The following is a 14625-nucleotide window of genomic DNA, read 5'->3' as shown; positions in this document are numbered from 1 at the left end:
TCGGACTTTTATGGGCAGTTGATCCCCCACCTAACTTCTTTGCTTTCGCTGAATTTTGAGGTGGGGATCTTACTGCCCATTAAAGTGGGATAAATTTAAATGGAATTTTGTAATAGTGGAGAGGTATGAAGTGACTTACAAGAATAGAAAGTTAGCGCTAGTCATAATTAGTTGTATAACGGTTATGGGTAGTTGTGCAAATAAATTTGTTGAGGATGGAAATCGAAAGCATATATTTGTACAGGTAAGTAAGGCTTTAGTCGAGGTTATAAATAGAATATATAATGGATAAAAGGTGTTTCCATATACGGAAATACCTTTTTTGTAGTTAAAATTGAATGCTGAAGTTTTGGAATGAGTGAGTACCAGTTCCGTGTAGAACGAGGTTGTTATCACTCAAATATTGAATAGCGTATTTTAGTTCTTTCAGTATAGTAGGGGGAGACCAAGAGTATGATGTGAACCGTAAATTTGATTAACAGTAAACCAAGGATCTTGCAGAATAGTCATGTTTTGTTTCACATCCTATCTTCATTAGTGTATTAAATACATTCGCTTTTTTGTTACTTTAATTCTTTTTATAAAATTATTTAGTAGACGTTTTTTATAAAAGTTTGTAAAATGGGTAAACGGAATGTTGAAATGTTTATTTACTGTATGTTAAGATGATGAAGAGATAGTAAACGTTATTGGGAAACGTCTGTTTTTAGATAAACATTTTAAAGGAGTGTTTAGTATGAGTGATATTTCAGAGAAGTTTTGGGATGCTTCGGTAGAAGAATTGAAGAAAGGGTATGTATTTGAAGCGGAAGCAGAGGAGTATATTTGTTTAGCTTGTGGAGAAGCGTTTATTAAGGGGGTTATTTATCAAGATAATCAAGTTTTGTATGAAGCAGAGAAGTTTGTGCAATTGCATGTGCAAAATGAACATACGTCTATGTTTGATTATTTATTAAACCTTGATAAAAAGTATACGGGTTTAACGGATTTGCAAAAGAAAATGGTTCAGTTTTTCCATATGGGGCTGAATGATAAAGAGATTGTAAAAGAGATGGATGGCGGAAGTACATCAACCATTCGTAATCATCGATTTACACTTCGAGAGAAAATGAAGCAAGCGAAAGTGTTTTTAGCATTAATGGAACTGTCAGAAGAAAAATCAAAAGTACAAACGAAATTTGTACCAATTCATAGAACCGCAACGATGGTAGATGATCGCTACAATATTACGGAAGAAGAAAATGATGAAGTATTAAAAGCGCATTTTACAGAAGGATTAGATGGACCACTTTCTACATTTCCGAAAAAGCAAAAGCGCAAATTAATTATATTACGCCATTTAGTGACGAAGTTTGATAGTAATAAAAAGTACACTGAAAAAGAAGTAAATACTATCATAGAAAGAGTATACCCGGATTTTGTAACTTTAAGAAGGTATTTAATCGAATATGGGTTTTTAGATAGAACAGCAGATGGAAGCCAATATTGGGTAAAGTTATGATAATATGGAAAAGAAAATAAATAGAGGCACATTATTATAACAACTATACAAAGAAATAGAAGTTGAAAAACAGATTTTTAATAAAAGGAGAAATGAAATTTGAAACCACCTACAGATAATAATAAAGAAGGTGCGGAGTCACATAAGTTAGAAAGTGAGAGTAAACCGATTTGGAAATCGATGTCCATGTTTTTAGTGCCGTTACTATTAAGTAATGTATTACAATCGATTGGACAATTATTCGGTATGGTAGTAGTAGGAAGATGGCTTGGCGTTAATGATTTAGCGGCTATATCAGCATTCTTTCCACTATTTTTCTTACTCGTTTCATTTGTAATTGGTATTGGTTCAGGGAGTTCTATTTTAATTGGTCAGGCGTTTGGTGCTAAAAACGAAGATCGTTTAAAAGCTATCGTTGGTACGACACTGACATTTACATTTATTATTGGAGTTGTGTTGGCGATTATAGGTAGTATTTTTGCGATGGATATTATGCGCCTAATGGGAACGCCAGAAAATATTATTGATATAAGTGTTCATTATGCACGTATTTTATTTATATCGATGCCAGTATTATTTTTATATTTTGCATACACAACATTTATGAGAGGTACAGGAGATTCTAAAACGCCATTTTACTTTTTAATTGTAAGTACAGCGCTAAATATGATCTTATTACCAATTCTTATTTTTGGATGGTTAGGAGCTCCGAAATTAGATGTGTATGGAGCAGCCTATGCTTCTGTTATATCTACAGTTATTACGTTTATTGTCATGTTGGTGTATTTAAAGAAGAAAAATCACCCACTACAATTAGATAGTACGGTAAGGAAATATCTTCGCATGGATAGGGAATTATTGAAGCTATTGTTACGACTCGGAATTCCAGCGAGTATTAATATGATATTAGTTTCATTATCTGAAATTGCGGTAATCGCGTTTGTGAATCGTTATGGTTCGGATGCAACAGCAGCTTATGGCGTTGTGAACCAGGTTGCAAGTTATGTACAAATGCCAGCAGTTAGCCTTGGTATTACAGTTTCCATTTTTGCAGCACAATCAATTGGTGCGAATCAATTTGATAGATTGCAGAAAGTTGTGAAGGCCGGAATTATTATGAACTACGTCATCGGTGGTGTGCTAATATCTCTTATTTACTTGTTCTCAAGAGACATTCTATCACTATTTTTAACGAGTCAAACTACAATTGAAATTGCTCATAGTCTAGTTATGATTACGTTATGGAGTTATTTAATTTTCGGGCATGCGCAAATTATTAGTGCGACAATGCGAGCGAGTGGTACAGTATTATGGCCAACTGTTATCGGAGTTGTATCAATTTGGCTTGTTGAAGTACCTGTAGCGTATTACCTTTCTTACCATACAAGTCTTGGCATAGAAGGGATATGGATTGGGTACCCAGCAGCATTTATTGTCAGCTTAATATTACAGTATGCATATTATAAGCTTTCATGGCAGAAGAAACGAATTACACGACTAGTGAGTTAAATCATGCAAATGTCCCTAAGCTATTATACTTAGGGACATTTTTTGTAAGTGTATGTTTACAAATAGCTTTTTAAAGTGATATCAAAATGTTGTCTAATGAGCTTGTTATCGCTCATATAAAACTCCCACGCTTTTTCAGGTTCACCGATAATTTCAAAAGATTCTTCTGTAATATATAAAGCGCAATTATCCTCTAGTGCAATTCCTTCTATATTACCTTGATGATTTTGTAAAAAGGAATGGAAGGCGTTCATTCTATTTAATTGATTATAATGTGGACAAAACCTTTTGTTAACAATCCCCCAACCGTTACACTCTATATAACCAGAACCTTCATAATCTGATCGGATACTAGATGTGAACCAACACATAGCACCAGCGCTATTGCCCGCAATGAGTGTTCCTTGTTGCAGAGCCAATAGTAATTTTTCATCGAGTTTAAGTTCTTTCCATTCTGTAACCATTTGAATATAGTTCCCGCCACCGAGATAAATTAAATCAGCAGACTGAATCATTTCGTCTATTTCATATTTAGAAGGTGTATCAGCTATAGTACGTAAAATTTGTACTTCACAGTGTAATTGTTTTTCAAACGTCTCTAAAAATAGCTTTATATAGCTTTCATCATCATGACTAGCTGTAGGAATGAATAATACTTTTGGATACTGTTTATTTGTTAATTCTATAAGTCGCTCATTAATAGGCGAGTGATTTGAATCTTGTAAATCACCGCCACCAATGACAGCTAATTTCATAGTAAAGCACCACCTAATCATTTTTGTTATATAAAAATTCGATAGAAGAGAGTAACATTCCTTCTCTCAAGTAATGAATAAGTAGAAAATATAGTTTAAGTATATCGGAATAGTAAAGGTAGTGATAACTATATAGAAAAATGAATTTGAAACAAATTACCCGGCTATTTGCGGGCTGCCCGTAAAAGCTTGATTGGTGAGGGCTGATAATCAGTGGGGGATGAACGAAACTCCCATTGATTAAAGTTTCACTTTATCGATATATAATATTTCATACTATTGTTTTAAAATATGGAAACAATATGTTTAAATGGATATAACAAAGCATTAATTCAAATTGAATTAGTGTTTATATTTTAAAAAGGAATCGGAAATAATAGGGATTTTACAAATCGTTTTTTACTTTTAATAGGAACTTGTATTACAATATGGTAAAATTATTTCAATATATTTATTTAATATAAAAATACAAAGAGGGAGCGTGAAAAAGGTGGATTTTCGATTTGAGTTTGCAGCGAAGGTGAAAGAATACTTAGATGATGAGAAGGATGAAAAAATAATAAAAGATGGACATAGAGATATAATTTTTCACTATTTATATGCGTTAGAGGCTGAAATTGGCGTTGTGAAAAATCCTAATTTTACTTTTTTTACATCAGGAAGACGTTCACATATCGTATTAGAAAATGTTGAATTTAAAACAGAGGTAAATGTAAAAAGTAACATCATTGAAATTACAAAAATAGTGGATAATGTCGTTATTCCTTTAGATACTATCGTAGCAAAGGATCGGGAATTATTTGCACTTGGGCGCAATGAGAAGTTTAATGTACAAATATTAGAGCAGTATCTCTTTGAGACATTTGGAGAGAAATTAGGTTTAAAATGAATGGAATGGCCTACGTATTTATAGGTAGTGAATTTTAGTGTATATCATTCTTGTTTGACCTTTCATTTAATTTGTACTACAATTTGTAGTGTGAAAGGAGCCATACTATGTTTACTCAAAACTATAAATTAAATGAGCAAGGATTAAATCACTTTTTTGGACCTCTTGAAGCAAAAATTATGGAGATTGTTTGGTCTACCGAGGGTATTACGATTAAAGAAGTGCAGCAGAAATTAAGTGAAGAATCACCTGTGAATTTTAACACTGTTATGACAGTTATGAACAGGTTAGTAGAGAAATTACACTTAGAAAAACAGACGGTGAAAAGAAGTGGCATATATCGTACTGTACAAACAAAAGAAGAATTCTTATCCAATCAAACGAAGAAAATGACACAGGAATTGATGGGGGAATTTGGAGATTTAGTAGTAAATCATATGCTAGATGAGTTAGAGCAGGCTGATCCGACTTTAATAAAAAAATTAGAAGACAAATTGAGTCAGTTAAAAAAAGAGGATCAATGAAATGAAATGGCAAATGCGTAAAATCGTATTGTTAGCAGTAATTGTTAGTACCCTCTTTTTCAGTATGTTAGTGTATTACGTTACATATCCATTTCTGTTTCAAAATAAGGCGTTCTTTTTTTCAAATTTTTGCTTGTTTCAATTAGAAAAACATATGAAGGAATTATCGCTCATTCGTATTATAATTGCTGGATTACTATTACTTACAGTACTCATAGTGTGCAAAAGAATTTGGCGACAATTTTTCTATAGTAAAAAATTACAAAAAGTACTTATCCCTTTCATTCGAAAAGGAAAACAAATATATATATTGCCGACCTTAGAAGTTGCGGCATTTACAATTGGGTTATTTCGTCCGAAAGTTGTCATGTCAGAAGGCATGCTTCAAACATTTTCAGATGAAGAAATGGATGCGATTATTTTCCATGAAGAATATCATCAAACTAATCGAGATCCATTAAAATTATTTTGTTTTACGTTATTAGCAGAAGGAATGGTGTACATTCCGATATTAAAAGGGTTATTGCAGCGCTATCATGTGTATCAGGAGCTAGCAGCAGATAAATATGCAATGCAAAAGATGAAATCTTCATTCGAATTAGGTAGTGCGTTATTAAAATTAATTAAAATAAAGACAATGGAAAATCGATGTGTGACAGCTTCATTTGCAAAAACAGCAATAAATTTACGAATCGAGCAAGTGTTAAATGAAAAAGTTGTTAAGCTCAATATTCCATTACATACGAATTCGGTATATGTAACATTAGGTTTATTCTGTATGTCGATTGTACTTATTGTCGGAGAGTGCATATAGCCTCTTTTTTTTAAGAATTAACACTACTTATTGTAGTGTTTTAGGGGGAGTAAAATGAATGCAGCAGATTTAACAATTTGGCTTGTAGCTGGGGCAGGGGTATTGTCATTTATATCACCATGTTCTTTACCGCTATATCCATCTTATTTATCATATATTACAGGTGTGTCTATTCAAGATTTAAAAGAGAATCGTGGAATTATGCAAAAATCAGCGATTATACATACCGTATTTTTTATGATCGGATTTTCGGTTATATTTTATGCGTTAGGTTTATCGGTAAGTTGGATTGGAATAACATTTTCATCTAACCAAAAATTGATTCAACAAATTGGTGGGGTTTTTATTGTTTTGATGGGACTGTTTATGACAGGTTTGTTTCAACCTAAGTGGCTTATGGCAGAGAAAAAAGTACAATACAGAAGTAAATCGACTGGATATATTCGCTCGATTTTAGTCGGTATGACATATGCAGCGGGTTGGACGCCATGTGTTGGACCGATATTTTCAGCTGTACTCATGCTTGGTGCGACAAATCCTGAAGGGGCACTTCTTTATATTACCGCGTATACTCTTGGGTTTGCGGTTCCATTTTTCGTGATGGCATTCTTTATTGGGAAAGTAAAATGGATTGTTACATATGCCAATGTCATGATGAAAATTGGCGGTGGAATGATGATTGTAACAGGGGTTTTATTGTATACAAATCAAATGACGAAAATTACCGCATTCTTTATTCGTCTATTCGGTGGATTTACAGGCTTTTAAAAATGAGGAGGAAGAAAAGTGAAGAAACTAATTGCGATTATACTGGCCGGGGCATTAATTTGGGCCGGAGTTAATTTTTATAATACAAAGAAAGAAGAAAAAGAAAGAAAAGCAAAACAAGCGGAGTTACAAGAAACAGAAGTATTACCACAAGTAGGATTTAAAGCGCCAAACATAACATTAAAAGGGTTAGACGGGAAGCTGTATTCGTTAAATGATGCAAAAGGCAAGCCATACCTTATTAATTTTTGGGCATCATGGTGTGGCCCATGTGAAATGGAGGCACCTGACTTAGTTCGTATGTATGATAAATATAAAAAGGATGTTGAAATTTTTGCGGTAAATGCGACAATTGGAGATCCAGTACAAGAAGCGAGTGCATTTGCAGATCGTCACGGATTTAAGTTTCCTGTTTTACTAGATATGGACGGAGTAGCTGGATTAGATTATAAAGTATTTTCGTTACCAACGACATTTTTTGTTAATAAAGATGGAATTATCGTAGAGCAAGTACGAGGCGTATTACCTCCAGATCAATTAGAAGAGAAATTTAAGAAATTAATTGAGAGTTAAAGAGGGGATTTTGTATTGATGGAGTGGATCGTGAGGTTACAACCCGTATCTCTTATAATTGGAAGTTTATTTGGATTTATGTTGATGAAACGAAAGATGAAGAACGAAAGTGTACCATATGAAAAAATGATGGATGCAGTAACAAATGCCTTTCTTATCATCGTATTTGTATGGAAATTTGCACCGGCAATTTTAAATCCAGTATGGGCTTTTAAAGCGCCAGTGCAAGCATTATTAGCTATAGGAAGTATGAAGCATATGATAGTAGGATGCATAATTGCGAGTATATACATTGTTTGGAAAAGTAAAAAGGGACAATTTTCGCTTCGTATTTTACTTGATGCATTACCTATTGGACTATGTATGAGCATTATTTTTTATTTTCTATTCAACCACAAAATAGGTGTACAAACGACATTGCCTTGGGGTGTGAAAATATATGAATCTAAATTTTTATATCACCCTATTTTCGTATACGAGATCATCCTCGCCCTTTGTATAATCGGCTTGTTATGGATGAAAAATGAAAGACTTGGAAATGGAAAGAACATAAGTGTTTTTCTAATGGTTGAGGGATTTGCTCATATTATTATTTCGCTTATTAGTGAACAAAATTCGGTTTTATTTGGTTTATCAATACAGCAAATAATGAGCTTCTTTTTTATTAGTTTAGGGATTTTGTTGGTGCCGAAAAAATAAAAAGATAGCCACATATGGAGTGTGTCCGTACGTGGCTATCTTTTTATTATATATTAAAAAATCGGCGGAGTAACAGAAAATAAAACAATGGCATTTTTCTCGAATTGATTTACCCATTTATGTTTTAAATAAGCAGGTATTTTTACGCTATCACCCGTTTCTAATATGTATTCTTCTTCATTTAAATGTAATGTAATTTTCCCGTCTAATACGTATGCTAACTCTTCACCTTTATGTTCTAGTACATTTTCTGATGAAGCTGTATTCGGTGGAACAGTCATAATTGCTGTTGCTAAATTTCCTGTAAAATCAGGTGATAGCAATTCATATGATAAATTATCGATAATCATTTTTTTTCGTTTATGAGAACGTACAATTAAATCGTCTGTATTTGTATCTTCCAATAAAAAGCTAAATGTTGGAACATCAAGAGCTTTAGCGAGTACTTTTAATGTTTGAATAGAAGGGTTAGCAGACCCACGCTCAATTTGACTTAACATAGATGGTGTAATACCTGCCATCGTTGCTAGTTCTTTACTAGTTAAACCTTTTTCTTTTCTTTGCTTTTCAATCTTTTTACCAATATCTATATTTTCCATAATGAAAGGCTCCTTACTAATTATTAAATTATATTTAAATAAATTAAATTAAAATTAACTAAAGTAAATAATTTATGTTAAACTAAATTAAAATTAATTTAATTATAATTTATTGAATCGTAAGCTACAAGGTTATGAGGAGGAAGAGAAATGAAGGGAATAGAGAAATTAAAAGAGGAATATCCACTATTAAATAAATTAATCTCAACAGAAGAAGTGTTTTGGGTGAATCCGAACATGGAAAAGTATGAAACGGCAATAAAAGATTCCCCATTGAATGAAGGTGATGTAAAAGATGCGGAAGAGAGGTTAAAGCGTTTTGCACCGTACATTGCGAAAGTTTTTCCAGAAACGAAAGAAACGGGCGGCATTATAGAATCACCTTTAGTGAAGATACCTACTATGAAACAGTCTTTAGAGAAAAATTACGGGAAACCTATATTAGGTGAATTACTATTAAAGTGTGATAGCGGGCTTCCGATATCAGGGTCAATTAAAGCTAGAGGCGGCATTTATGAAGTGCTGAAGCATGCGGAGAAATTAGCTTTGCAGTATGGAATGTTAACAGAAGAAGATGATTATTCCATTTTAGACAGTGATACATGTAGAGAGTTTTTTGCAAAATACTCAATTGCGGTAGGTTCTACAGGTAATTTAGGACTAAGCATTGGGATTATGAGTGCAAAACTAGGTTTTAACGTAACTGTTCATATGTCAGCAGACGCAAAAGAATGGAAAAAAGATTTATTAAGAAGTAAAGGTGTAAACGTTATTGAATATGAAGCTGATTATAGTAAAGCAGTAGAAGAGGGGCGTCAGCAAGCAGATGCAGATCCTAGCTGTTATTTTGTAGATGATGAAAACTCACATGATTTATTTTTAGGATACGCAGTAGCAGCATCGCGTTTACAAAAGCAATTAAAAGAGTTAGAGATCGTAGTAGATGAAGAGCACCCTTTATTCGTTTACCTTCCTTGCGGAGTAGGGGGCGGACCTGGCGGAGTCGCATTTGGTTTAAAGTTATTGTATAAAGACAACGTGCACTGTTTCTTTGCGGAGCCAACGCACTCTCCATGTATGTTACTCGGTTTAATGACAGGACTTCATGATAAAATTGCCGTTCAAGATATCGGGATTGATAATGTAACAGACGCGGACGGACTAGCGGTAGGAAGACCATCTGGATTTGTTGGTAAAACGATGGAACCATTTTTGAGTGGAAATTACACAGTAAGTGATGAAGAGTTATATAGATTGTTAAAAGAACTAGCTGATACGGAAAATATTTATTTAGAGCCTTCTGCGCTAGCGGGAATGATAGGGCCAGTGAAAGTATGCAAAGAAGATGAGTATTTACAAAAACAACAGTTAACAGAGAAGATGAAGAAAGGTACTCATATTGTGTGGGGAACTGGCGGTAGTATGGTTCCAGAAGATGTGATGAGTGGATATTATAAAACAGGTGAGTCATTAACAATATTAGAAAAATGAGGCTAATTGTGGCCTCATTTTTTATTTATATGACAAATGTATTATTATAAATTCTTTGTTATTTTCGCATTAGTTCATTATAGTATAGATATAAAGAACGAATAGCAAATAAACATAACAAAAAAGCTTTATTTTACATAATAAGAGGATGTGTATACGATGTCATTACAGACTAAATATATAGCGGGTATTTCGCTTGGGGTTATGGGAGTAGGTTTTGCGGCTTCTATCCCTTTTCAAGGAACGGTAGCTGGAGAGATTATACAAGGGGGATTTGAAGCTGGATTAGTTGGTGGACTTGCGGATTGGTTCGCAGTTACAGCATTATTCCGTCATCCGATGGGAATTCCAATTCCTCATACAGCGTTATTACCTAAAAATCGTAAACGAGTAACGAAAGGGCTCATTCATACGTTAGAAAATGAGTGGCTGACGAAAGAAAGTATTACGAATAAAGTAAAAGAAATGCAGCTAGCGCAAATGGTACTGCAAATCGCTGAGAGAGAAATGCAGTCTGACGCTGTGAAAAAGGGAATTGTAAAAATTGCTGAGAAGGCGATTGTTACAATAGATACGGAAAAGTTAGCGGTTATTATTGAAAAAGAATTAAAAACGTATTTGCATACAATTAATACAAGTAACATATTACAAGTGCTTGTTGATCAATTGGTAGTGCAAGAGTACGATGAAAAGACACTGGATTACATATTAGTAAAAGTGAAAGATTGGACAGCGCAAGATGAAGCACGTTACCAGCTCGGAAGCTTAGGTATGAAGGCGATGGAAAACATAAAAGTAGATGGATTCTTACAGTTTACTTTGAAATCGTTTATGAATATTGTAGATGAAGATAAAATTGGCGGCATTTTGCAGAAATTTATTATTAGCAATATTAACAGCTTACAAGATGCAGATAATAGTACGAGACAACTTATATTATCGAAAATTCGTCAAGAAATTATAAATGTAAAAGAAAATGAAGCTTTACTACAAGAATTAGAAAATTGGAAAGAAAAATGGATTGCCAATTGGAATGCTACTGACAAAATTAAAGAGATGCTGGAGCAAGTGCAACAAAGGGCAATTACTTTTGTGAAAAACGAAGAGTTTACGGATAAATATGTTATTCCATTTTTACAAACACAAATGAATAAAATAAAAGAAGATGAACAGACTGTTCAAAAAATAGAAGATTGGTTACAAAAACAAGTTGTCACACTTGTGGAAAAGAATCATTCGAAAATCGGAAAACTTGTACAAGAAAACCTTGATAAGTTAGATGATAAAACGTTAATTGAAATGATTGAAAATAACGTCGGTAAAGATTTACAGTGGATCCGAGTAAACGGGGCTGTTTGCGGATTTATGATTGGATTAGTGTTAGAAGGAATTAAAGCGATTATATGAGAAAAACCTTCCACAATTGTGGAAGGTTTTTATTTTTCAATAATACTCATATTGATATTATAAGCTTTTTCAATATTTAACTTGTACGTCCCATTGCCTGTTTTAATCGAATTTTTATACCAATGTTCTTGTTCGTTGAATTCTTTATTTTCTTCTGAAGTATTCTCTTCTTTTTTCGTTAAATCTTCAACTTGTTCCCAAGGTGTGTTTCCGTGGGATTCTTTTTTGTTTGTTATGGCGATTAAAGATACATCGCTTTCTTTTGCTAAATGAACAGATACATGTGAACTTTCTTGTACAAACCAATTATTTTGTAATTGACCAGGATAAAGGGATAGTTCGTTATTTGAAGCACGAACTTCTACATTTTTATTTTGCGGAAGAACGAGTGTTGGTTTTACCTGTGGTGCTGAATTCCATAACGTATGTTGAACTGGTAATGATTTTAAAGTGATATACATCGTTTCCCCAGCTGTTTGAACTGAAAGGAAATCTTCTTGTTTTAAATTAAGTTTTTCATTAGCTTTCGTTGTCATTACATATGTTCCAAGAAGGTGAATTTGATTTGTATCATTACCCTCTATTGTTAGAGGGTGCGGTCCTGCATCCACTACAATTTTTTTGATAGATTCAGGTATATCAAGTTGTCCACTTGGAATATTACTCGTTTGGCGAGTGGTATGAATAGAATGGCGAACTTCATCTAGTAATCCAGTTGATAATAAACAGTAAAAAGCAATTCCAACGCTTCCTAAAACGCCGATAAAGAAAATACTAAAAATATCATATTTAATAAAGGATTGTTCCTTCTTAGAAAATAGAAGGTATAGTAAAATTTCCGCGCCAAGTATGACAAGTAAAACAGGCCACCAAGCTGTTAAGGAATCTAATACCTCAGTACCTTTTATAACTGAAAATAGTAAGAAGCAACCTAATGCAATAATAGAAAGCCCCATTGAAAATGTTCCAACGCGCCATGTTCTCATTCTTTTGTACCACCTTTGTTTTCTTTATTTCCAAGTAACAATTTAAAGCCGCCACCAATTAAGAGGAGTGCAACGATAGATGTTTGGAAATAGCGATAATATAGCTCGCTAAGATGAATGTTAAATATAGTTGCAAAGTAATCATTCAAAATAGGAAGGAGTGTTTGATCTAATAAATAATAACCACCGAGTGTAATTAACCCAATACCGATCCATCTTTGATGATTGATAAAATAATCAATGATAGGTTCGTCATGTACAAGTTCTTTTCCATACTTTGCAGTTTGCTGTAAAGCGTCAAAGAAGCTATAGAACCAAATGATTGGTACTAAAAATAAAAACGCTGAAAGTCTTAATAAGTCGAGTAAATAGATGGAAAGTAAAAAGGCTGCCATAAGCTGAAGACCGCGGCGTTGTAAGCCTAAATACATATGTCCCGCTCCAGGGAACATCGCTAAAATAGAAGCGAATGTTTTATTCTTCTTTCCTTGTTCACGATGCTCTTCAAACTCTTCGAAAATAGTACGGTCATCTAGTTGCTCGCCACGTTCTTTTTTCTGGAGTTGCTGAACAACATCGAAGAAATTGTAAATCCATAAAACAGGTAATGTTATAAGGAAGATAAGGAAACTTTCTTGTGATGTTAAAAGTGCAACGAAAATAATCATACTTCCGATCCCTGTGCAAGCTACTAAAAATGTAAGTCCACGTTGCATAAGCCCTAATTGGAAATGACCAAGTCCAGGTATGATGGATAGGAGAATGATATAAAATCGTTCGCTTTCTTTAGAGGAATCTGTTAATTCTCCGGCTGCTTGTTTTTTTGATTGGTTAATAATAGTGATAACTAAATCTAATAAATTGATTGCCCATAAGACGACTAGTAAAAATAGAGAAAGAAAAGCAATATCACGCGCACCTAATGCTATTGTACAAAATGCTGCAAAGATAAATAGAAATACAGCCCCTCCGCTATATAAAATAAACCGTCCAAATTTCTTTAAATATAAATGTCCAAGCCCGGGAATTAGCCCTAATACAAGTGCTAAAAAGGGATTTTTATTCATGCTTTGAACCTCCGTCCTTTTTTGATGTGTCTACCGATTTGTTTACAAGTTGTTGTGAGATAGAAGACTCGTTATGTTTTGAAGATTTCTCGAAATTTGATGTCGCTGTGAAAATATACTGGAATAAACCACTTACCATAAAAATAATTGTAGCCGCAGTCGCAATTATGTAGTGAATAATGGTGCGCTTTAGTGAGTTTGTTTTTATATTTTCATTAGGTTGTAGCGTTTCAAAATTAATTTGCGTCATAACTTCGTTCGTAAATGAATCATCATTTATCATTGGAAGGTTTTCATGTTGTTCATCGATACTTTCCATATAAAGTGCTAAACAATGATCACATTCATAAAGGTGTTCTTCCATAGATTCACGTCCATTGCTTTCTATAAAATCTAAAGTATAATTGCGCCAATCCTCTTTTGAATAATGCATCATAGAAACTCTTCCTCCTTCCAATGTTTTTTAATCCATTTTCTTGCCCGGTACAGTTTCATTTCGACTGTTTTCACTTCGATGTTTTCCTGTAAAGAAATTTCTTGATAACTTTTTTCTTCTAAGTAATGTGCGAGAACGACGTCACGGTAGTTTTCGGGAAGTTCTCTCAGTTTTTGAGCAATGAGTAATTTTTGCTCTTTCGTCAATAGTAAAGCCTCAATATTATGAGAGGATTTTATATTTTCCTCAGTTTCTTTACATAAGGAGAGTTCTTCGTTTTCTCTAGCTTTCTTCCTTTTATAATCAATAGCGTGATTGGTGGCAATACGTGCCATCCACGTTTTTAATCCGCGAAATTGATAATTTGGGAGAGAGGCGTGAATTTTTAAGAATACTTCTTGTGTAACATCTTTCGCATCTTCTTCATGTCTTAAAATAGAAAAGATAACTTGAAAAATATAATGACGATATGTTTGCACAAGGATACGAAAAGCATGTTCGCTTCCTTGTTGTGCTTTTTCAATTAATTGTTTTTCCTCAATGGGTCTCTCCCTCCTTTTTGACGCATTCTATTATATAGACGTAAGAAATGATTGGGCACCCTACA

General features: G+C 33.6%; 16 protein-coding genes and 1 pseudogene. 10 read left to right on the top strand and 7 right to left on the bottom strand.

Translation table 11 applies throughout. The annotated features are described in order from the left end of the window. Positions 1 to 328: 328 nt before the first annotated feature. Positions 329 to 480, bottom strand: a pseudogene (locus CER22_RS33630) (MBL fold metallo-hydrolase); the annotation flags it as partial. Between the two features lie 256 nt (positions 481 to 736). Between CER22_RS33630 and CER22_RS10385 the strand changes: the two are divergent. Next, entirely contained in the window at positions 737 to 1501 is a 765-nt protein-coding gene (locus tag CER22_RS10385) for a DUF2087 domain-containing protein (protein WP_064470811.1), read from the top strand. Positions 1502 to 1600: 99 nt separating this feature from the next. Continuing rightward, entirely contained in the window at positions 1601 to 3010 is a 1410-nt protein-coding gene (locus CER22_RS10380) for an MATE family efflux transporter (RefSeq protein WP_000804152.1), read from the top strand. A 56-nt stretch (positions 3011 to 3066) separates the two neighbouring features. On the opposite strand, the gene CER22_RS10370 is transcribed toward CER22_RS10380, so the two are convergent. Next, positions 3067 to 3765 (bottom strand): peptidase E, encoded by a 699-nt coding sequence (locus tag CER22_RS10370; protein WP_088608723.1) that lies wholly within the window; start codon positions 3763 to 3765, stop codon positions 3067 to 3069. Positions 3766 to 4255: 490 nt separating this feature from the next. Between CER22_RS10370 and CER22_RS10365 the strand changes: the two genes are divergently transcribed. The 6 genes from CER22_RS10365 to CER22_RS10340 all read left to right on the top strand — a co-directional run bounded on the left by CER22_RS10365 (position 4256) and on the right by CER22_RS10340 (position 8032). Then, positions 4256 to 4654: a DUF3942 family protein gene (locus CER22_RS10365; protein WP_002108594.1), complete on the top strand. Its 399-nt coding sequence runs from the start codon at positions 4256 to 4258 to the stop codon at positions 4652 to 4654. A 107-nt stretch (positions 4655 to 4761) separates the two neighbouring features. Next, positions 4762 to 5178: a BlaI/MecI/CopY family transcriptional regulator gene (locus CER22_RS10360; RefSeq protein ID WP_000495070.1), complete on the top strand. Its 417-nt coding sequence runs from the start codon at positions 4762 to 4764 to the stop codon at positions 5176 to 5178. Position 5179: 1 nt separating this feature from the next. Next, positions 5180 to 5992: a M56 family metallopeptidase gene (locus tag CER22_RS10355; RefSeq protein ID WP_088608722.1), complete on the top strand. Its 813-nt coding sequence runs from the start codon at positions 5180 to 5182 to the stop codon at positions 5990 to 5992. 54 nt (positions 5993 to 6046) lie between these two features. Beyond that, on the top strand, positions 6047 to 6760 hold the full coding sequence (gene ccdA, locus CER22_RS10350; RefSeq protein ID WP_000990445.1) for a cytochrome c-type biogenesis protein CcdA: 714 nt from the start codon (positions 6047 to 6049) through the stop codon (positions 6758 to 6760). A gap of 18 nt (positions 6761 to 6778) precedes the next feature. Then, entirely contained in the window at positions 6779 to 7333 is a 555-nt protein-coding gene (locus CER22_RS10345) for a TlpA family protein disulfide reductase (protein WP_000733169.1), read from the top strand. Between the two features lie 18 nt (positions 7334 to 7351). Next, the gene (locus tag CER22_RS10340; protein ID WP_088062951.1) at positions 7352 to 8032 is read left to right on the top strand and encodes a prolipoprotein diacylglyceryl transferase family protein; all 681 of its coding nucleotides are present in this window, start codon (positions 7352 to 7354) and stop codon (positions 8030 to 8032) included. Positions 8033 to 8085: 53 nt separating this feature from the next. Here CER22_RS10340 and CER22_RS10335 read toward each other — a convergent pair whose 3' ends face one another. Continuing rightward, the gene (locus CER22_RS10335) at positions 8086 to 8631 is read right to left on the bottom strand and encodes a helix-turn-helix domain-containing protein (RefSeq protein ID WP_000427657.1); all 546 of its coding nucleotides are present in this window, start codon (positions 8629 to 8631) and stop codon (positions 8086 to 8088) included. A 150-nt stretch (positions 8632 to 8781) separates the two neighbouring features. On the opposite strand from CER22_RS10335, the gene dsdA reads away from it, so the two are divergent. Next, the gene (gene dsdA, locus CER22_RS10330) at positions 8782 to 10122 is read left to right on the top strand and encodes a D-serine ammonia-lyase (protein ID WP_088608721.1); all 1341 of its coding nucleotides are present in this window, start codon (positions 8782 to 8784) and stop codon (positions 10120 to 10122) included. A 159-nt stretch (positions 10123 to 10281) separates the two neighbouring features. After that, complete coding sequence (locus CER22_RS10325; protein WP_087983120.1) at positions 10282 to 11529, top strand: DUF445 domain-containing protein; 1248 nt, start codon at positions 10282 to 10284, stop codon at positions 11527 to 11529. Positions 11530 to 11558: 29 nt separating this feature from the next. Here CER22_RS10325 and exsE read toward each other — a convergent pair whose 3' ends face one another. The 4 genes from exsE to CER22_RS10305 are packed head-to-tail and all read right to left on the bottom strand — an operon-like array spanning position 11559 to position 14497. Continuing rightward, positions 11559 to 12515, bottom strand: a complete 957-nt coding sequence (gene exsE, locus CER22_RS10320) for an exosporium protein ExsE (RefSeq protein ID WP_088608720.1) — start codon at positions 12513 to 12515, stop codon at positions 11559 to 11561. Further along, entirely contained in the window at positions 12512 to 13582 is a 1071-nt protein-coding gene (locus tag CER22_RS10315) for a hypothetical protein (protein ID WP_088608719.1), read from the bottom strand. Before CER22_RS10315 ends, exsE begins: the two co-directional genes overlap by 4 nt. After that, the gene (locus tag CER22_RS10310) at positions 13575 to 14018 is read right to left on the bottom strand and encodes a hypothetical protein (RefSeq protein ID WP_088062955.1); all 444 of its coding nucleotides are present in this window, start codon (positions 14016 to 14018) and stop codon (positions 13575 to 13577) included. The genes CER22_RS10315 and CER22_RS10310 overlap by 8 nt, the downstream gene beginning before the upstream one ends. Then, a complete protein-coding gene (locus CER22_RS10305; RefSeq protein WP_240516353.1) occupies positions 14015 to 14497 on the bottom strand; it encodes an RNA polymerase sigma factor in 483 nt (160 codons plus the stop codon). Before CER22_RS10305 ends, CER22_RS10310 begins: the two co-directional genes overlap by 4 nt. Positions 14498 to 14625: the final 128 nt, after the last annotated feature.

The sequence above is a fragment of the Bacillus sp. K2I17 genome (assembly GCF_002209985.1).
In the GTDB taxonomy this organism is placed as follows: domain Bacteria; phylum Bacillota; class Bacilli; order Bacillales; family Bacillaceae_G; genus Bacillus_A; species Bacillus_A wiedmannii.
This window is presented reverse-complemented; position numbering and strand designations above follow the sequence as displayed.